A 19,236-nucleotide genomic window follows, 5' to 3' on the forward strand; every position below is an offset into this window, starting at 1 on the left:
TGGCGATTGCAGCGAGGTTGGTTTAACGGCGGGTAAAGCGTCAAATAGGTTTTGAGCAGCGCCGGTTCAATAGCAATCCCCAGATGGCCCAAATATGGCGGCATGCTTAACCGCTAAAATGCCGTCTTTGCCGCAAACCTATCAATCCCGGAATGACCTTGGAGTGGCTGACACGCTTCCACCTTCTATCCTCACTATCATTCTGGGACGTGCACCCGGGTCCAGACCGAACCCGTCAAAATCGTGGAAACCTTCATGATTTCATCAAAACCCGAAACGACCTAAACCATCAATTCCGCCAAAACCCCCGGCACCAGCCCCGGCAGATCGTCAGCCACGAGCCCCGGCTTGTCGAACGCCCTGCCCGCCCTGCCATGAACGAATGCCCCCGCGCATGCCGCGTCGAACCCGTTCATGCCCTGCGCCAATAGCCCGCCCACGATCCCGGCCAGCACGTCCCCCGCCCCTGCCGTCGCCAGCAGCGGCGTTGCCATGGTGTTGATGACCGTTCGTCCATCAGGCCGGGCGATGACGGTATCCGCCCCCTTGAGCAATATCGTCGCGCCGGACCGGGCGGCGGCCTCGCGCGTCCTCGACGCCTTGCATCCCCCGATCTCGCCGAATAGCCGCACGAACTCGCCGTCATGGGGCGTCAGCACCACGTCTCCATCCCCCTTGGCGGCAATGGCCGAAAACAGCAGGTGCGGTTCCTTGGTAAAACTGGTCAGCGCATCGGCATCGAGCACCACCGACGCCTTGCTTTCGAGCGCGGCCAGCACCCGTGCATGCGTTGCTTCGCCAATCCCCGCCGCCGGGCCGATGATGACCGCATTCTTGCGTTCATCCTCCAAAAGCCCCGCGAACGCCTCGGCGGTCTCGGCCTCCGCCAGCATGATAGCCGTCAGATGCGCCGCATGGACCCGGAGCGCGGCCCGGTCGCCCACCACAGTCACCAATCCGGCACCAACCCGCGCGGCGCCCTGCGCAGCCAGCCGCGCCGCCCCGGTGTGGAACTCGTCCCCTGAAACCACCACGCAATGACCGGCGGAGAACTTGTGCCCGTCACGCTTGCGCCGCGGCAGGCTCCAGAGCTTGGGATCGTTCTCGAACAGCGACACCTCGATGTCATCGAGCACGCTGTCGGGTATCCCGATATCGGCCAGCAGGATTTCTCCGCAGAACGCCGCGCCAGGGAACAGCAGATGCCCCGGCTTGCAGCGGAAGAACGTGACGGTCAACACCGCCTCGACCGCAACCCCGTGCACCGCGCCGGTCTCGCCATCGACACCGGTCGGAATATCGACGGCCACCACATCGGCGCCATTGGTGTTGATCGCCTCGACCAGCGCGCGGGCTTCGCCATCGATATCCCGCGCCAGCCCCGCGCCGAACAGCGCATCGACGATCAATCCGAAATCCCGGCACATGTCCGGATGCGCGGGCTCTACATTGCCGGTCCAGCGCCGCGCCATCACGGCGGCATCGCCCGCAAGATCGGCCTTTTCGCCCAGCAATCCCACCCGCACCGGCCAGCCGCGCTCCTCGAGCAGCCGCGCCACGACAAATCCGTCCCCGCCATTGTTGCCCGGCCCGCACAGCACAAGCACCGGCTGGATCGGGAAGCGCCGCGCCACCTCATAGGCGACCGCCTGCCCGGCGTTTTCCATCAATGTCAGGGAAGCGATACCGGCCTCGACAGCAAGTTTGTCCGCATGCGCCATTTGCGAGGGGGTAAGAAGGTCCTGCACCATGATCTCCAGCATAGCCGGGCCAGGCCAAACGCCATAGCCGCGACTGCATCCCCCACCTCAGCCCATCCGGAACGAAAAAAGGCCCGCAACGGTTGCGGGCCTTCCCTCAAAATTCTGACGACTATGTGGCGGTTGCCCTGTCAGTGCTCGTGATCGTTATCGATATCGAACCCATCCTCGCCCTCGCGGACCAGCTTCACCAACTCGTCGCGGGTGATCGGCTTTTCGGTCACCGTGGCGAGTTCGGAAACAAAATCGATGACCTTGTTCTCGAAGATCGGCGCGCGCAAGGCGGCAAGCGCCTGCGGGTTCTTGCGGTAGTAGTCGTAAACCTGCTGCTCCTGCCCCCGGAAGCGGCGCACCTCGTTGACCAGCGCCTGCTGGTGCTCCTCGTCGGAAACCTGGATGTCGTTGACATTGCCGATTTCGGCGACGACCAGCCCGAGCCGCACGCGGCGCTCGGCGATCTTCTGGTAATCCTCGCGGGCCTTTTCCTCCGTCGTACCTTCGCTCTCGAAGGTCTTGCCGTGGTGCTCGACCTCGTGCTTGACGCGGTTCCAGATCGCCTCGAACTCGGCTTCGACCAGCTTTTCAGGAACGTCGAACTTGTGGCCTTCATCGAGCGCATCGAGCACAAGGCGCTTCATGCGCTGCAGCGAAAGCGAGGCAAGCTGGCTTTCCATCTGCTCGCGGATCGCCTTCTTGAGACCGTCGAGGTCTTCGAGCCCGATGGTCTTGGCAAACTCGTCATCGAGCTTGGCATCGCCCTTGGGGCCATCGACGTGAAGCATCTTGACGTCGAACTCGGCCTTCTTGCCCGCCAGTTCCTCGTTCTGGTAATCCTTGGGGAAAGTGACCTTGATGGTCTTTTCCTCGCCCTTCTTGATCCCGATGAGCGCGTCCTCGAAGCCGGGGATGAACTGGCCCGAACCGATGATCAGGTGCGTGTGGTCGGCAGCGCCGCCCTCGAAGGGCTCGCCGTCGATCTTGCCCACGAACGAGATGCCGACGCGGTCGCCATCGGCAGCAACGCCCTCGTCGCCCTTGTCCTCATATTCACGGTTGTTCTTGAAAAAGGATTCGACTTCCTTTTCCACATCGGCGTCGGCCACCTCGACGACAGGCTTTTCGATCGCGATCTTCTTGAAGTCCATCAACGCGACCGGCGGCAGCACTTCATAGCTAACCGAGAACGCCAGGTCCGATTCCCCGTCGAGCACGCGGTTGATCACCGCCTGATCCTCGGAAAGATCGATCTCGGGCTGGGTCGCGGCCTTTTCCGAGCGTTCCTCGAGCGTCTTGGAAACGGTGTCGTTGATCGAGTCCTGTAGCACTTCGCTCATCAGCGAACGGCCATAGACCTTCTTGAGGTGGCTCACAGGCACCTTGCCCGGGCGGAAGCCCTTGATCTGCACCTTGCCCCGAACCTCGTCGAGCTTTTCGTCGAGTTTCGATGCGAGCATCGTCGCCGGAATGGTCACATCGAGTTTGCGGCGCAGCCCTTCGTTCAGAGTTTCCGTCACGTTCATGTTCAAATCGATCCCGTCTTTGGACTGTCTTTTGCTGATCTTTGGTGAGCGGCCCGATGGACTGGTGCGGGTGAGAGGAGTCGAACCTCCACGCCTTGCGGCGCTGGAACCTAAATCCAGTGCGTCTGCCAGTTCCGCCACACCCGCGCCTCGTGCCGACCGGCGCCGAGTTTGGCACGCGGTCTATACCAGGATGCCCGGCCAGTCAAAGCATGTTTGCTCCAGCGCCACCCTGCCCACATGTGTAAGCCGGACCCTGCCATTGTGCAAACTTTGTGCACCTTGCACAATTATTGCTCACCCCATAGCGCCACCGCGACCTATGCCGCGCCCGGTTCAGCGTGTAGGATATTGAAATCACGCAATAAACCGCATTCGGGCACGTTTGGCACATCCCGTGCATTGATCGGGAATAACCGGTCCCGGACGAGAGAGGAGCACTGGACATGAAAAAGATCGAAGCGATAGTCAAACCCTTCAAGCTCGATGAGGTGAAGGAAGCCCTTCAGGAAGTCGGGCTCCAGGGCATCACCGTGACGGAAGCCAAGGGGTTCGGGCGGCAAAAAGGCCATACCGAGCTTTATCGCGGGGCGGAATATGTCGTGGACTTTCTACCCAAGGTAAAGGTCGAGGTGGTGGTGCCCGACCAACTGGCCGACAAGGCCATCGAAGCCATCCGCAACGCTGCTCAGACGGGGCGCATCGGCGATGGCAAGATTTTCGTCACATCCGTCGAACAGGCCATCCGCATCCGCACCGGTGAAAGCGGGGACGACGCCCTCTAGAGCGGTGGGCACCACTTATTCGGTTCTCGAAGAGCCGCCAACAGCAAGCAACCATACCAATAGGGATCAAACAATGAGTTCAGCAAGCGATCTCATCACCAGGATCAAGGACGAAGGCATCAAGTATGTCGATCTGCGCTTCACCGACCTGCGCGGCAAGCTTCAGCACGTCACCATGGACGCTTCGGTGGTCGATGCCGACCTGTTCGAGGACGGCGTGATGTTCGACGGCTCCTCGATCGCGGGCTGGAAGGCCATCAACGAGTCCGACATGGTGCTGATGCCCGACACCGGCTCGGCCTATGTCGATCCGTTCTTTTCGGCGCCCACGCTCTGCATCAACTGCGACATTCTCGAACCGGCCACCTATCAGCCCTACAACCGCGATCCCCGCTCGATCGCCAAAAAGGCCGAGGCATTCGTCTCGACCTCTGGCATCGGGGACTCGGTCGCCTTCGGCCCCGAGCCGGAATTTTTCCTTTTCGACGACGTCAAATATTCCACCTCGACCTACAAGGTCGGGTTCCAGGTCGATTCCAGCGAACTGGGCGTCAATTCGGACTCCGATTACGAGGGCGGCAATTCCGGCCACCACATCCCGCTCAAGAAGGGTTATTTTCCGGTGCCCCCGGTCGATAGCGCCCAGGACATCCGCGGGGAAATGCTCGAGGCGCTCGCGTCGATGGGCGTGGTCGTCGAAAAGCATCACCACGAAGTGGCCTCGGCTCAGCACGAACTGGGCATTCGTTTTGCGCCCATGATCACAGCGGCCGACCACGTCCTGCTCTATAAATACGGCGTCCAGCAGGTAGCCGCCCAGTACGGCAAGACCGCGACCTTCATGCCCAAGCCCGTCTATGGCGACAACGGCTCGGGCATGCACTGCCACCAGTCGATCTGGAAGGCGGGCAAGCCGCTGTTCGCCGGTGACGAATATGCCGGTCTTTCGATGGATTGCCTTTATTATATCGGCGGCATCATCAGGCACGCCAAGGCCATCAACGCCTTCACCAACCCGACCACCAACTCCTACAAGCGCCTGGTGCCCGGCTTCGAGGCACCCGTGCTGCTGGCCTATTCGGCCCGCAACCGCTCGGCCTCCTGCCGTATTCCGTTCGGCCAGAGCCCCAAGGCCAAGCGCGTCGAGGTCCGCTTCCCCGATCCCCTCGCCAACCCCTACCTCGCCTTCGCCGCCCTGCTGATGGCGGGTCTTGACGGCATCCGGAACAAGATCCACCCCGGCGACCCGATGGACAAGGATCTGTACGAGTTGCCCAAGGAAGAACTCCGGGACATCCCCACCGTCTCGGCCTCGCTCCGCGAAGCACTGGAAAATCTCGACAAGGACCGCGATTTTCTCAAGGCGGGCGGCGTCATGGACGACGATTTCATCGACAGCTATATCGAACTCAAGATGGAAGAAGTCATCCGCTTCGAGCACACCCCGCACCCGGTGGAATACGAGATGTACTATTCGGCGTGATATGCGCTGGTGTCAGGGAGATATCGTTCTGGTCCCCGGGAATAAATCCCGGGGCGACACCGGAGAAAAGGTCAGGATCGCGCCAAAGCGCCATGTCATTCCGGGACCTGTTCCCGGCAATCCAGCGCGATCTCACGACAATCACGCAAGCATAGCCCCGAGTTGATGCGAAATCCTCAGCCCGCCATCACCGGTGCGTATTTGGCCGCGATGGCCAGCGCTTCGGCGCGCTCGATCCCCGCATGGCTTAGCACACGCTCGGTGAGATAGCCGTGCCGGTTCATTTCGATCGCATGGCCCTCGATGACGGCGCGGGCATGGGCGGGCTGGAGGATCGTGCGGTAATCTCGCCGATCCTCGGCCCACCCTTCGGCCTTGTGCATTTCGGCCATCAGCCCGCAGGCCTTTTCGATGGTCCGTTCGTTGGCAGGGATGGCCATGTGCCTTGCGAGTTTCTGGAATTCGCGCGCCGGATCGGCCACCATGTCCTCGAAGCGCAGGACGAGGATTTCCTTTTGCGGCGCCCCGGTCCAGCTTGCCACGTTCTGCGTCCACGAGCCCTGCGGCTCGGCCACCGTGAACTGCGCCTGCTGCACGCGCCGGTCCGTCTTCATCATCAATTCGATGATCCTGAGCGGAGCAACGCCTTCCATCTCGACCAGCGCAGCGGCGACGTTGAGCGGGTTGCGCACCACATAGGTAGCCCCGCCCGTCACCTTGGGGTTGATCGTCTCGTGCCCGTGAAACGTGCCGCGGATCGCGTGGGTCCGTACCACCGGCAGCGAAATGTCCTCTGTTGCCAGCAGCGTATGGACCTTGGGCCGCGCTTCGGCCACTTCCAGTTCATCGAGCGTATCGTGCTCCCTGCCGGTCACGGCCCTGTAGAGCAGCCCATGCGCATCCCAAGGGATGATGTTGTCGAGATTGCGCATGTCGATCTGCTTGGGCGCATCGGGCTGGCTCAAAACGATCAGCAGATAGGCCATGGAGCGCACCCACGTTCCGCCCGAACGCGGATACGAGGCAACGAAATAAAGAGGGCGGACGGACTTTCCCGCTGCAACTGACACGAGGGCATCTCCCGGATCGGAACTGGCCGATCTCTAGCGCCACGCGCCCGCGTACGCAACAAACGAGAACGTCTCAGATGAGGAAAAAACCAAGGGAAAGAACGCCGATCACGGCGGGCCGGGGAACCGAGAGGTGGGCAAGCCGGTACGCAATACCGGTCAATCCGGCCTGCAACCACCAAATCGTTCCGTGCTGATCCCCGGTTGCAAGATACGCAACGCTGCCACCGGATTTTGCACGCATACGGCAACTCCAAACACATGAACCGTATGAAAAAATTTCTACACTGCCGGGCTTAAAAAAGTGCTGATGAACAACGAACCGTTGGTAAATCCGCTCATGAAAATGATACCTGCGCCTGTCCCGCGATGGCACACGTCAATCGCCCGTCCCTGACCGGAAACTCTTGAACACCCCGGAAAACTATGGTGTTTCCGGCAGACCGGCCCACCATATGCTATTGCAGTATCCACATTGATTCGCGGGGATGAACCTGACCGACCGATGAGTGAAGACAACGATCTGTTTGGCACGCCCCAGCCCGTGCCGCCCCGGCCCCAGCCCCGTCCGACCCCCGCCCCCCAGAAGCCGGCGGCGGGTGGCGAGAGCTATTCGGCTGCTGACATCGAGGTTCTCGAAGGTCTTGAACCGGTGCGCCGCCGCCCCGGCATGTATATCGGCGGCACGGACGTCAACGCGCTGCATCACCTGTTTGCCGAGGTCATCGACAACTCGATGGACGAGGCGATCGGCAGCTACGCAACCCGCATCGAGGTACATCTTGGGGCGGACGGTTATGTCACGGTCATCGACAACGGGCGCGGCATCCCGGTCGAAAGCCATCCCAAAATGCCCCATCTGTCCGCGCTCGAAGTGATCATGACAACGCTCCACGCGGGCGGCAAGTTCGACTCCAAGGCCTATGAGACCTCGGGCGGCCTGCACGGCGTCGGCGTCTCTGTGGTCAACGCACTTTCCGACGATCTGGTCATCGAAGTCGCGCGCGAACAGACGCTCTACAGGCAGACCTATTCGCGCGGCAAGCCGACCTCGGCGCTGGAGAATCTGGGCCGCGTCAACAATCGCCGGGGCACTTCGACCCGTTTTCATCCCGACCCGGAAATCTTCGGCCCGGCGCTCAAATTCGTTCCCGACCGCATCTTCCGCATGACGCGCGCCAAGGCGTATCTTTTCGGGGGCGTGGAAATCCGCTGGTCGTGCGATGAATCTCTTGCCTCGGGCGATGTCCCGGCCAAAGCGAACTTCCATTTCCCCGGCGGCCTGCGCGACTTTCTCGAACGCCGCATCGAGGGCAAAACCCGCATCATCGATGACGTCTTTTCGGGCAAGGCCGGAAAGCCCGGCTCGCATGGGGCGGTGGAGTGGGCATTCGCCTGGTATCTGGGCGACAGCTTCACCTCGTCCTACTGCAACACCGTGACGACGCCGGATGGCGGCACCCACGAAGCGGGGCTGCGCACCGCCCTGCTCCGGGGTTTGAAGAACTACGCCGATCTCGTGGGCAACAAGCGCGCCTCGGTCATCACCTCGGAGGACGTACTCGGCCATTGCGGAGCGATGCTGTCGGTGTTCATCCGCGAGCCCGAGTTCGTGGGCCAGACCAAGGACAAGCTCGCCTCGGGCGAAGCCACGCGCATCGTTGACAATGCCATCCGCGACGCCTTCGACCACTGGCTGACCGCCTCCCCTGCCCAGGCCAACAAGCTGCTCGACTGGACCATCGAGCGCGCCGAGGAGCGCGTCCGCCGCCGCAAGGAAAAGGAAGTCGACCGCAAGACCGCGACGCGAAAGCTGCGCCTGCCCGGCAAGCTGGCCGATTGCAGCCAGTCCGCCGCGCAGGGTGCCGAACTCTTCATCGTGGAAGGCGACAGCGCAGGCGGCTCGGCCAAGCAGGCGCGCGACCGCGCTTCACAGGCCGTGCTCCCCCTGCGTGGCAAGGTGCTCAACGTCGCCGGAGCCAGCCGCGACAAGCTCAAGGCCAACCAGCAGATCGCCGATCTCGTCCAGGCGCTGGGCTGCGGCACGCGCGACAAGTACCGCGAGGACGACCTGCGCTACGACAAGATCATCATCATGACCGACGCGGACGTGGACGGCGCCCACATCGCCTCGCTGCTGATGACCTTCTTTTATCAGGAACTGCCGGGCCTCATCGAAGGCGGGCACCTCTATCTCGCCCTGCCCCCGCTCTACCGCATTTCGCAAGGCGCCAAGACCCTTTATGCCATGGACGACGCCCACAAGGACCGGCTCGTGGAGACCGAGTTCACCGGGCGCGGCAAGGTCGAGATCACCCGTTTCAAGGGCCTTGGGGAGATGCCCCACGCCCATCTCAAGGAAACGACGATGAATCCCAAAACCCGCACGCTGCTGCAGGTGAGGATCGAGGCCGACCGCGCCGATACCGCCCAGACGGTCGACCGTCTGATGGGCAACAAGCCCGAAGCACGTTTCGAGTTCATTTCCGAACACGCCGCCTTCGTTACTGATGTCGATGTGTGATGCGTAAAATGCCCGCACATTAAGGATTGCGGCCTTTTGAACATTGACTTGGGAACATGTTCCGTTATGGTCCGCCCCGTCAGAGGCCAAATGGTAACATCGGAACGATTTTCAGGTCCCGGTGACAGCGTAAAGCACAAGGCTGCCATGGCAGTTCTCGCGAGATTGCGGTGCGTTTGGGAATGAAGAACGGAAAGCCGCTTTCCGTTTCAACGTCGCCCCTCTGGCACAAGTGACAATGGACATCCGATTTTGACCGTAAAATTTTCCGAGCTCGGACTGGGCGACAAGGTGACCGACGCCGTCACTGCCGCCGGCTATACCAAACCGACCGACATCCAGGCACAGGCCATCCCGCACGTCCTTGAGAAAAAGGACCTGATCGGCATTGCCCAGACCGGCACCGGCAAGACCGCCTCGTTCGTCCTGCCCATGCTGACCCTGCTCGAAAAGGGCCGCGCCCGCGCCCGCATGCCGCGCACGCTCATTTTGGAACCCACGCGCGAACTCGCTGCGCAGGTGCACGAGAATTTCGAGAAGTACGGCAAGAACCATCGCCTGACCGTCGCCCTGCTGATCGGCGGTGTCTCCTTCGAGGACCAGAACAAGAAGCTCGATCGCGGCGCGGACGTGCTGATCGCAACGCCGGGCCGCATGCTCGATCATTTCGAGCGCGGCAGGCTGCTGTTGACCGGCGTGGACATTCTCGTCATCGACGAGGCCGACCGCATGCTGGACATGGGTTTTATCCCCGATATCGAGCGCATCTGCTCGCTGCTGCCCCCGCGCCGCCAGACCCTGTTCTTTTCGGCCACCATGCCGCCTGAAATCCAGAAGCTCACCCAGCGCTTCCTGCGCGATCCGGTGAAGGTCGAGGTGGCCCGCCAGAATTCGACCGCCGAGACCATCGACCAGAAGCTTCTGAAGGTCGGCAAGACCCCCGCCGAAAAGCGCGCCGCGCTGCGCGACCAGATCCGCGCCGCCAAGGACATGCAGAACGCCATCATCTTCTGCAACCGCAAGCGGGACGTGGCGACCGTCGCTCGCTCCCTCGAGCGACACGGCTTTAACGCGGGCGCGCTGCATGGCGATATGGACCAGAAAAGCCGCATGGATACGCTGGACCGTTTCCGCACCGGCAGCCTTGCCATTCTGGTCGCCTCCGACGTTGCGGCGCGCGGCCTCGATATTCCCGCCGTCAGCCACGTCTTCAATTTCGACGTGCCGACCCACGCCGAGGATTACGTCCACCGCATCGGCCGCACCGGGCGCGCCGGACGGTCCGGATCGGCCATCACGCTGGTCGGGCCCTCCGAGGGCAAATATGTCGATGCGATCACCAGCCTGATCGGCCGCCAGATCGACTGGATCGACGCGCCCGCCACCAGGGCTCCTGTCCGCGAGGACAAGCAGGACGACAAGCCGCAAAAATCCCGCGCCGCCGAAAAGCCGCGCCCGGAAGAGAGCCGCAAGCCGCGTCCCGAGAAGCGGCGCCATACATCCGACAACGACACCGAACCGGCCACATTCGGCGCGGACGGCCATATTCCGGCATTTCTCCTGCGTTCGGTGGGGAAGCGCGCCTGACGTTCGGCGATCACGAACGCGTGACCGCCTGTGGATGATAGCGCCTGCGCGAGATTGCGCTGGACACGCCAAAATGGAATGATTAGCAAATGCTGACTGCACGAGGGGGAAGTGCAGGGTCATGCAGCAACTGAACTGAACCCCCGCCATTCTCGAAGCAGGTTTCGCCTCGATTCAGGTCTGTTGGACGTAAAGTGACGAAACTCGATTTTGATCGTGCATCCGGGTTCGCGAATGCGGCGCTCGCTTTGCTCAAGCGTTCGCAGATACCACCCTTCCCGGTCTATTTCGAGCTGTTCTATACCTATGCGACAGCCGCCAACCGGGACCTGAACAAAAGCGTCAACGCGATCCTTGCCGAAAAGGGCTCCATCGGGATCGATGACGCTTCGACACTTTGCGAAAAACATCTCAAGATTGCCGACATGGACGCGCGGCTGCGTCACATGTCGCAGGTGATGAGCAGCAAGATCACCGACGTCAACCATGCCATCGAGATCGCGATGGTCACCGCCAGTTCCTATTCAGGCTCGCTCCAGCAGGCCTCCGGCGACCTCGAAAATGGCGGGATCGACGAGGACGCGCTAAAGCTCCTGTCCTCGCGGCTCCTCAAAGAAACCCGCCGGATGCAGGACATGAACCGCAAGCTCGAGGCCGAGCTTGAAAACACCAAGGACGACATTTCCGTCCTCCAGCGCGATCTCGATGAGGTGCGCAAGGAATCGATGCTCGATCCCCTGACCAAGATCGCCAACCGCAAGGCCTTCGACGAGCAGCTCGAAGCCGAGATCGAGCGCACGGTCGCCAGCGGCAAGCCGCTCTCACTGCTTGTCTTCGACATCGACCATTTCAAGGCGTTCAACGATACCTACGGCCACCTGACCGGCGATCAGGTGCTGCGCCTCGTGGCTCAGGTCTTGAAGGCCAATCTGCGCGGCCGCGACATGTCGGCCCGCTTCGGGGGCGAGGAGTTCGTCGCGATCCTGCCCGAAACCGATCTGGCGGGCGGGCTCAATGTGGGCGAAACCATCCGTGCCGCCGTCCAGTCAAAAGAACTGCTCAAACGCTCGACCAACGAGAAGCTGGGCCGAATCACGCTCTCGGTAGGCGTTGCCACGTTCCGCAGCGACGACACAGCCGCCACCCTCGTCGAACGCGCCGACAAATGCCTTTACGCCGCCAAGGGCAACGGCCGCAACCGCGTGGTCGCCGAACACCAGCTCTCGGAAAACAACGGCACGATCGATGTGGCTTGAGTAAGGGCCGCAACTTTCGTCACTGCTGGAGCCGTTCAAAGTTCATGGAATCGGTGTGGCGGAGGCTCCGCACTGGACCCCGGTAATAAATACCGGGGTGACAGCGGAGTTTGTGGTTGGCTCCCCGCCCATCTTTCCCATCAAATGTCACCCCGGTATTTATTACCGGGGTCCAGTGCGAGCCCGGCCAAATCATCGGGAGCATATCGTTTCCATCACAATCTGAAACGATCCGGGGAAGCAAAGGCGAAAAATGTTCAGGCGGTAGCCGCCGCGCGCGCCGCAGCGATCTCGGCAAGGTCGGCGGGCTTGAGCTGCACGCTCTCCCCGCACCCGCACGCGCCTTCCTGATTGGGATTGTTGAAGGTGAAGCCCGAGGACATTTTCGATTGCTCGTAATCCATCACCGTCCCCAACAGGAACAGCGTCGCCTTGGGCTCGATCCAGACGTGAACACCCTTCTCATGGATGTGATCGTCGCCCGCCACCGGCTCGGTGACGTAATCGAGCGTATAGGCCATCCCGGCGCAGCCGGCGTTCCTGACGCCAACCCGCACCCCGGCCACCGGCTTGTCGCTATCCGCGATGATTTCGCGGATGCGGTCTGCGGCGCCATCGGTAAGGGACATAATCGCGAAAGGCATTGCTACCACCAGTTCAGCGCAACCTGCGCTTCCTCGCTCATCCGGTCCGGCCCCCAGGGGGGGTCGAACACCATGTGGACCTCGACATCGGAAATGCCCTCGACGGTGCGCGCCGCGTTCTCGACCCATCCGGGCATTTCGCCCGCCACGGGACACCCCGGCGCGGTCAGCGTCATGTCGATGGTGACCTTGCGGTCATCGTCGAGGTCCACCCGGTAGATGAGCCCGAGTTCATAGATATCGACCGGGATTTCCGGGTCATAGACGGTCTTGAGCGCACCGATCAGGTCGGCCGTGATCCGCTCCACCTCTTCGGGCGGCAGGGCGGAGCCGGAGGCTGAAACCACTGCGGACTTTTCGTCGTCGGTATCGGTGGAAACTGTGTCGTTCATCGTCAACCTCTAGAAAAACGTCCGCGCCTTCTCGATGCCCTCGACCAGCGCGTCCACATCGTCCTTGCCATTATATAGGGCAAACGAGGCGCGGCATGTAGAGGTCGCGCCAAATCTCTTCAAAAGCGGCATCGCGCAATGGGTCCCCGCGCGCACCGCGACCCCGTAGCGGTCCAGCAGCGTCGAGACGTCATGGGCGTGCGCATTGTCGAGCGTGAACGAGAAAATCCCGCCCTTGCCCGGCGCATTGCCGATAACGCGCAGCGAATTGATCCGCGCCAGCCGCTCATGGGCGTAAGCGGCGATCTCGCGCTCGTGGGCGGCGATCGCATCCCGCCCGACACTCTCGACATAATCGATGGCCGCGCCGAGCCCGATGGCCTCCACGATGGGCGGCGTCCCGGCCTCGAAGCGGTGCGGCGGCACGTTATAGGTAACCGCATCGAGACTCACTTCCTCGATCATCTCACCGCCACCCTGATAGGGCTGCATTTCGGCGAGCAGGTCATGGCGCCCGTAAAGAACGCCGATCCCCGTGGGCCCGTAAAGCTTGTGGCCGGTGAAGACGTAAAAATCCGCGCCGATGTCGCGTACGTCCACCTTTTCGTGCACCGCGCCCTGGCTGCCGTCGATCAGCACCGGAATGTTCCTGGCGTGCGCGATCTCGACGATCTTCCTGAGCGGCGTGATCGTGCCCAGCACGTTGGACATATGCGTGATGGCCACCATCCGCGTGCGATCGGTCAGCGCCGCCGCGAACGCATCGAGATCGAACGCGCCCTCGTCATCGACGTCCACCCATTTAAGCACCGCGCCCTTGCGCTCGCGATGAAGATGCCAGGGCACGATATTGGAGTGGTGCTCCATGATCGAAAGGACGATTTCGTCGCCCTCCCCGATCCTGGGCCCGGCAAAGGAAGCTGCGACCAGATTGATCGCCTCGGTCGCCGAGCGCGTGAAGATGATCTCCTCGGCCCGCTCGGCGTTCAGAAACGCCCGCACCTTTTCCCGCCCCGCCTCGAAAGCGTCGGTTGCGCGGTTGGCCAGCGTATGCAGGCCCCGGTGCACATTGGCGTATTCGTGCCGGTAGGCGTGGTCCATGCGGTCGAGCACCTGCACCGGCTTTTGCGCCGATGCGCCGCTGTCGAGATAGACCAGCCGGTTGCCGTGGATATTTTCCCCAAGGATGGGGAAATCCGCGCGGACCCTTGCGAGATCGATGCCCATCAGCCGGCCTTGCCGAGCCAGCCCTCGACAACCCCGCCAAGTGCCTCGATGACGTGCTCCTCACCGACCGCTTCCACGACTTCCTCGAGGAACGCCCGGATCAGCATGGTTTCCGCATCGGTGCGCGAAATGCCCCGGCTCATGAGGTAGAATAGCCAGCTCTCATCGAGATCGCCACAGGTGGCGCCATGGCCGCACACGACGTCGTCTGCGAAGATCTCAAGCTCGGGCTTGGTAAGGATTTCGGCTTCATCCGAAAGCATCAGCCCCTGCATCATCATCTTGGCGTCGGTCTTCTGCGCGTCCTGGGCGACGTTGATCCGGCCCTGGAACACCGCCTTGCCCCGCCCGCGCGCAATCTGCTTGTAAAGCTCGGTCGAGGTGGTGTGCGCCACGCCATGGGTCACATCGAGCGTGATGTCCTTGTGCTGCCCGTCATTGACAAGATTCAGCCCGTAGAAATCGCCATGCGCGCCCTCGCCGGTGAACTCGGCGAAAATCTGCGCCCGGGCGAGATCGGCACCCGCATTGATGACGACGGACTTGAATTTGGCACCCGCCGACAGCCGGTATTCGAGCGAGGCGAAATGCGTCGCCTGACTGGCGGAAAGATCGACGAGGATATGGGTCACCTCTGCGTTTTCGCCCACCGAGACGTAGCTCCCGGCGTTGCCCATATGCCCCGCATCGCTTCCCGAGACGGTCTCGATCACCGTGGCCTTCGATCCGGGGGCAAAGGCGATCTTGGCCCCGCTGTGCACATGGGCGGCCTCACCCTCCATGCGCCGGTCGATATGGACCACCGTTTCGACGTCCCCGGCCAGCTCGATGCTGACCGATTCGGGAACCAGTGCCGCGTTGAGCCGCACGAGCACGTCGTCGCGCGTCGTGAGCGTCGCCCCGGCAACCTTGGAGACGATCACCCCGTTGGGGGCCGTACCGGTATTCTGCACCTCGCCATTGGCAATGACGATGCGATAGGCGCCCGGAATGTCGATGGCCGGCGCGCCCGCGCCCGCCCCCTGCCTCGCCAGCGGCGGCACCGCCGAGAGCAGGGTCTTGAGATCGGTATAGTGATAGGATTCGACGCGCCGGGTCGGCAGGCCGATGACCCGCAGCCTTTCCGCAGCGTCGGTCGCGCCCGTACTTTCGAGCTGGCTGACGAGCGCTTCCTCGGCCGCGCTGAGACGAACTGGTGTCTGGATATTCACGGTCCGCTCCTTATGCAGCGTGGGATTCGTCGAAGTCGGCATAACCCTTGGCTTCGAGCTCGAGCGCCAGTTCCTTGCCGCCAGTCTCAACGACCCGGCCATTCGAGAAGACGTGCACCACGTCGGGGACAATATGGTTCAAAAGCCGCTGGTAGTGCGTGATGACCAACATGGCGCGGTCATCGCTGCGCAGCCGGTTGACACCTTCCGACACCACCTTCAGCGCGTCGATGTCCAGCCCGGAATCGGTCTCGTCGAGGATCGCGAGCTTGGGCTGGAGCAGCGCCATCTGCAGGATTTCCGCGCGCTTCTTCTCGCCGCCCGAAAAGCCCACATTGAGCGGGCGCCGGAGCATGTCCTGCTTGATGTCGAGCAGGCCGGACGCATCCTTGATCGCCTTCATGAACTCAGGGGTGGAAAGCTCGCCCTCCCCGCGCGCCTTGCGCTGGGCGTTCATGGCGGCCTTGAGGAAGGTGAGCGTTGCAACGCCCGGAATTTCGATCGGGTACTGGAAGGCGAGGAACACGCCCGCCGCCGCGCGCTCATCGGGCTCCATCTCGAGGAGATTTTCGCCGTCGAGCAGCACTTCGCCCTCGGTGACCTCATAATCTTCCTTGCCCGCCAGAACATAGGAGAGCGTCGATTTGCCGGACCCGTTCCGGCCCATGATCGCATGAACCTGGCCGCGATCGATCGTCAGGTTCACGCCCTTCAAAATTTCATTGTCCTCGACGCGAACGTGGAGGTTGCGGATTTCAAGAAGTGGTGTCGTCATTTTTGTCTCCGGCCCGCTGGCCGCCCCATATTTCATCTGCCCGCCTGGCGGGCGCCAAGTCCTGTTTCGGTCAGCCCACGCTGCCTTCGAGCGAAATGCCGATCAGCTTCTGGGTCTCGACCATGAATTCCATCGGAAGCTGCTGGAGCACGTCGCGCACGAAGCCGTTGACGATCAGCGCCACCGCCTCTTCCTCGTTCAGCCCGCGTTGCAGGCAATAGAACATCTGGTCATCCGAAATCTTCGAGGTCGTCGCCTCGTGCTCGAACACCGTCGACCCGTTCCGGCTTTCGATATAGGGCACCGTATGGGCCCCGCACCGATCACCGATCAGCAGGCTGTCGCACTGGGTGAAGTTGCGCGCGTTGGTCGCCTTGCGGTGCGAGGAAACCTGCCCACGATAGGTGTTTTCCGAGAACCCGGCGGCAATGCCCTTGGAGATGATCCGGGAAGAGGTGTTCTTGCCCAGATGGATCATCTTGGTGCCGCTGTCGATCTGCTGGTGGCCGTTCGAGATAGCGATGGAATAGAATTCGCCCCGCGAACCGTCCCCGCGCAGGATGCAGCTCGGATACTTCCAGGTGATCGCCGAACCGGTTTCCACCTGCGTCCAGGAAATCTTGGAGTTCTTGCCCCGGCAATCGCCGCGCTTGGTGACGAAGTTGTAGATGCCGCCCTTGCCGTCCTTATCGCCGGGATACCAGTTCTGGACGGTCGAGTACTTGATCTCGGCATCGTCCAGCGCCACCAGTTCGACCACGGCGGCGTGAAGCTGGTTCTCGTCGCGCATGGGCGCCGTGCAGCCTTCGAGGTAACTCACATACGAGCCTTCCTCGGCGATGATCAGCGTCCGCTCGAACTGGCCCGTATTGGGTTCGTTGATGCGGAAATAGGTCGAAAGCTCCATCGGGCAGCGCACGCCCTTTGGGATGTAGACGAACGAGCCGTCCGTAAACACCGCCGAATTGAGCGTGGCATAGAAATTGTCCGTCACCGGCACGACCGAACCGAGATACTTCTTCACCAGGTCGGAGTGCTCGCGGATCGCCTCGGAGATCGAACAGAAGATGATGCCGTGCTTGGCAAGTTCCTCGCGGAACGTCGTCACCACCGAAACCGAGTCGAACACCGCGTCCACGGCCACATTGCCGCTGAAGGGGGTGCCATCCGCACCATTGTCTTCCCGCACGCCGGCAAGAATCTTCTGTTCGGAGAGCGGAATGCCGAGCTTTTCATAGGTCCGCAGCAATTCGGGATCGACCTCGTCAAGCGACTTCGGCCCGTTCAGCCCCTTTGGCGCGGCGTAATAGTGCTGGTCCTGAAAATCGATCTTGGGATAGGAGACGCGTGCCCAGGTCGGCTCATCGAGCGTCAGCCAGCGCCGGAATGCGGCCAGCCGCCATTCGAGCATCCATTCGGGTTCATCCTTCTTTTTCGAGATGAACCGGATCGTATCCTCATCGAGCCCCTTGGGGGCCTTCTCGGTCTCGATGATCGTCTCGAAGCCGTATTTGTACTTGTCGACGTCCAGCGCAAGAACCTGATCGACGGTTTCCCTGTCGATTTCTTCCTTGAGTGTCGGGATGTCGTAGTCGGACATAGGTCTCTCCTGATATTCGCGCCCGCTCATGCGGCCGCGCCGCTCCGGCGTTGCCGGTTCATGACCGTCTCGAACGCCGTAAAGAAGGCGTCGACGTCTTTTGTTTCGCTGTTCCAGCCCAGGCTCACCCTGAGCCCGCATTCGCTGATTCTAGGGTCAACGCCCATCGCGCTCAGCACGTGGCTTCGCCCCACCTTGCCCGACGAGCAGGCCGAGCCGGATGAAACCGCAACCCCTGCCAGATCGAGCGCCATCATCGCCACGGTGTTCGTTATGCCCGGAACGGCGAAATTGGAGACCGTTCCGATCCGTTCGGCACCCTTGCCGAAAACCACTGCATCAGATGCCATATCGGTCAGCCGTGCCTCGAAATCAACCAGCACGCCGCCAATGCGTTCCAGATCGAAAGCCTCGGCATTGGCCTTGCAGGCCGCGCCGAACCCCGCGATCAGCGCGGCCGATTCCGTGCCGCCGCGCCGCCCCTGTTCCTGCCCGCCCCCCGGCACGAGCCGCACCGTGTCGCAATGGCCCTTGACCAGCAGCGCGCCCACACCGGCAGGCCCGCCGATTTTATGCGCGCTCACCGCCACCATATCGGCGGGGGAAGCGGAAAAATCGAGGGCCAGCTTGCCAAAACCCTGCACCGCATCGATGACGAGAATATGAGGCGTCGGCCCCACCATCGCCTCGATCCGCCCGCGCGGCTGGATGACGCCGGTTTCGTTATTGACCCAGGAGAACGCAACCAGCAGTTTTTCGCCCGCCGCATCCGCCGTTTCGATCATCAGCGCCAGCGCATCGAGATCGACAAGGCCGTTCTCATCGACCCCAAGCACCCGCACCGATGCACCGCTCGCCTCCCCCGCCTTGAGCGCGGCGGCGTGGTCGGTCGCGCCAACGACGACGCGGGAAATACCGAAAGCCTTCACCCCACCCACGATCGCCTGCGTCAGCGCCTCGGTGGCCGAACCGGTGAACACCACCTGCCTGGCCTCGGCGCCCGCGAGCGCCGCCACCTCATCGCGCGCATCGTCGATCAGCTTGCGCAGCGCGCGCCCCGGCCCGTGCACCGAGGACGGGTTGCCCACGCGCCCGAGCGCTGCGATCATCGCCTCCCGGGCTTGCGGGAGCAGCGGCGCCGATGCATTATGGTCGAGATAAGCGGCCATCCGATCCATCAACTGGTCCGAGGTCCGGCTGCCCGAAGGCGTGAACCTCAAACAATCCTTGAAATTCAGCGCGCACCTTCAGTACAAGGGGCGCTCAACAAAGGCCGGTAAAACGGCGGATACCAATTTGGAATAGTTCTAAACTGGTATTTCAGTCAGTTTTATGGACACCCGGGGCGTTCGTCAAGCCGCGCCGTTCGCCTGAATGGCTCCCATGCACGAGGCGCGCTGAA

General features: G+C 62.1%; 15 protein-coding genes and 1 tRNA gene. 5 read left to right on the top strand and 11 right to left on the bottom strand.

The annotated features are described in order from the left end of the window. Positions 1-281 precede the first annotated feature (281 nt). The 3 genes from DQG18_RS09605 to DQG18_RS09615 form a co-directional block, all read right to left on the bottom strand. On the bottom strand, positions 282-1,751 hold the full coding sequence (locus DQG18_RS09605; protein ID WP_116654240.1) for an NAD(P)H-hydrate dehydratase: 1,470 nt from the start codon (positions 1,749-1,751) through the stop codon (positions 282-284). 140 nt (positions 1,752-1,891) lie between these two features. Continuing rightward, complete coding sequence (tig, locus tag DQG18_RS09610) at positions 1,892-3,280, bottom strand: trigger factor (RefSeq protein WP_116654054.1); 1,389 nt, start codon at positions 3,278-3,280, stop codon at positions 1,892-1,894. 62 nt (positions 3,281-3,342) lie between these two features. Next, positions 3,343-3,427: transfer RNA gene (locus DQG18_RS09615), tRNA-Leu, on the bottom strand. A gap of 299 nt (positions 3,428-3,726) precedes the next feature. On the opposite strand from DQG18_RS09615, the gene DQG18_RS09620 reads away from it, so the two are divergent. After that, positions 3,727-4,065 (top strand): P-II family nitrogen regulator, encoded by a 339-nt coding sequence (locus tag DQG18_RS09620; RefSeq protein ID WP_116654055.1) that lies wholly within the window; start codon positions 3,727-3,729, stop codon positions 4,063-4,065. A gap of 73 nt (positions 4,066-4,138) precedes the next feature. Beyond that, the gene (gene glnA, locus DQG18_RS09625; protein ID WP_116654056.1) at positions 4,139-5,548 is read left to right on the top strand and encodes a type I glutamate--ammonia ligase; all 1,410 of its coding nucleotides are present in this window, start codon (positions 4,139-4,141) and stop codon (positions 5,546-5,548) included. 176 nt (positions 5,549-5,724) lie between these two features. Here the strand turns inward: glnA and DQG18_RS09630 are convergent, their stop codons facing one another. Beyond that, on the bottom strand, positions 5,725-6,618 hold the full coding sequence (locus DQG18_RS09630; RefSeq protein WP_157970094.1) for a sulfotransferase domain-containing protein: 894 nt from the start codon (positions 6,616-6,618) through the stop codon (positions 5,725-5,727). Between the two features lie 505 nt (positions 6,619-7,123). Between DQG18_RS09630 and parE the strand changes: the two genes are divergently transcribed. The 3 genes from parE to DQG18_RS09645 all read left to right on the top strand — a co-directional run bounded on the left by parE (position 7,124) and on the right by DQG18_RS09645 (position 11,985). Beyond that, on the top strand, positions 7,124-9,142 hold the full coding sequence (gene parE / locus DQG18_RS09635; protein WP_116654058.1) for a DNA topoisomerase IV subunit B: 2,019 nt from the start codon (positions 7,124-7,126) through the stop codon (positions 9,140-9,142). A 252-nt stretch (positions 9,143-9,394) separates the two neighbouring features. After that, a complete protein-coding gene (locus DQG18_RS09640) occupies positions 9,395-10,729 on the top strand; it encodes a DEAD/DEAH box helicase (protein WP_116654059.1) in 1,335 nt (444 codons plus the stop codon). A 194-nt stretch (positions 10,730-10,923) separates the two neighbouring features. Then, entirely contained in the window at positions 10,924-11,985 is a 1,062-nt protein-coding gene (locus DQG18_RS09645) for a GGDEF domain-containing protein (RefSeq protein ID WP_116654060.1), read from the top strand. A 257-nt stretch (positions 11,986-12,242) separates the two neighbouring features. Here the strand turns inward: DQG18_RS09645 and DQG18_RS09650 are convergent, their stop codons facing one another. The 7 genes from DQG18_RS09650 to DQG18_RS09680 all read right to left on the bottom strand — a co-directional run bounded on the left by DQG18_RS09650 (position 12,243) and on the right by DQG18_RS09680 (position 19,054). Next, positions 12,243-12,629 (bottom strand): HesB/IscA family protein, encoded by a 387-nt coding sequence (locus DQG18_RS09650; RefSeq protein ID WP_198669721.1) that lies wholly within the window; start codon positions 12,627-12,629, stop codon positions 12,243-12,245. A gap of 2 nt (positions 12,630-12,631) precedes the next feature. Continuing rightward, on the bottom strand, positions 12,632-13,021 hold the full coding sequence (locus DQG18_RS09655; protein WP_116654061.1) for an SUF system Fe-S cluster assembly protein: 390 nt from the start codon (positions 13,019-13,021) through the stop codon (positions 12,632-12,634). A 9-nt stretch (positions 13,022-13,030) separates the two neighbouring features. Continuing rightward, positions 13,031-14,248 (bottom strand): cysteine desulfurase, encoded by a 1,218-nt coding sequence (locus DQG18_RS09660; protein WP_116654062.1) that lies wholly within the window; start codon positions 14,246-14,248, stop codon positions 13,031-13,033. Further along, positions 14,248-15,459, bottom strand: coding sequence for a Fe-S cluster assembly protein SufD (sufD, locus tag DQG18_RS09665; RefSeq protein ID WP_157970095.1), 1,212 nt, complete (start codon positions 15,457-15,459; stop codon positions 14,248-14,250). The genes DQG18_RS09660 and sufD overlap by 1 nt, the downstream gene beginning before the upstream one ends. A 10-nt stretch (positions 15,460-15,469) precedes the next feature. Further along, a complete protein-coding gene (sufC, locus tag DQG18_RS09670; RefSeq protein ID WP_116654242.1) occupies positions 15,470-16,234 on the bottom strand; it encodes a Fe-S cluster assembly ATPase SufC in 765 nt (254 codons plus the stop codon). Between the two features lie 70 nt (positions 16,235-16,304). After that, positions 16,305-17,834 (bottom strand): Fe-S cluster assembly protein SufB, encoded by a 1,530-nt coding sequence (sufB, locus tag DQG18_RS09675; protein WP_116654064.1) that lies wholly within the window; start codon positions 17,832-17,834, stop codon positions 16,305-16,307. 26 nt (positions 17,835-17,860) lie between these two features. Next, entirely contained in the window at positions 17,861-19,054 is a 1,194-nt protein-coding gene (locus DQG18_RS09680; protein WP_245958428.1) for a cysteine desulfurase family protein, read from the bottom strand. Between the last annotated feature and the right edge of the window lie 182 nt (positions 19,055-19,236).

The organism is Pelagibacterium sediminicola, assembly GCF_003390885.1.
Classification (GTDB): Bacteria; Pseudomonadota; Alphaproteobacteria; order Rhizobiales; family Devosiaceae; genus Pelagibacterium; species Pelagibacterium sediminicola.

Bases quoted from the DNA above. Each gene is read 5' to 3' on its own strand.
- DQG18_RS09605 (WP_116654240.1), bottom strand. From the start codon at position 1,751: ATGGTGCAGGACCTTCTTACCCCCTCGCAAATGGCGCATGCGGACAAA.
- parE (WP_116654058.1), top strand. From the start codon at position 7,124: ATGAGTGAAGACAACGATCTGTTTGGCACGCCCCAGCCCGTGCCGCCC.
- DQG18_RS09655 (WP_116654061.1), bottom strand. From the start codon at position 13,021: ATGAACGACACAGTTTCCACCGATACCGACGACGAAAAGTCCGCAGTG.
- DQG18_RS09660 (WP_116654062.1), bottom strand. From the start codon at position 14,248: ATGGGCATCGATCTCGCAAGGGTCCGCGCGGATTTCCCCATCCTTGGG.
- sufB (WP_116654064.1), bottom strand. From the start codon at position 17,834: ATGTCCGACTACGACATCCCGACACTCAAGGAAGAAATCGACAGGGAA.
- DQG18_RS09620 (WP_116654055.1), top strand. From the start codon at position 3,727: ATGAAAAAGATCGAAGCGATAGTCAAACCCTTCAAGCTCGATGAGGTG.
- sufC (WP_116654242.1), bottom strand. From the start codon at position 16,234: ATGACGACACCACTTCTTGAAATCCGCAACCTCCACGTTCGCGTCGAG.
- tig (WP_116654054.1), bottom strand. From the start codon at position 3,280: ATGAACGTGACGGAAACTCTGAACGAAGGGCTGCGCCGCAAACTCGAT.
- DQG18_RS09650 (WP_198669721.1), bottom strand. From the start codon at position 12,629: ATGCCTTTCGCGATTATGTCCCTTACCGATGGCGCCGCAGACCGCATC.
- glnA (WP_116654056.1), top strand. From the start codon at position 4,139: ATGAGTTCAGCAAGCGATCTCATCACCAGGATCAAGGACGAAGGCATC.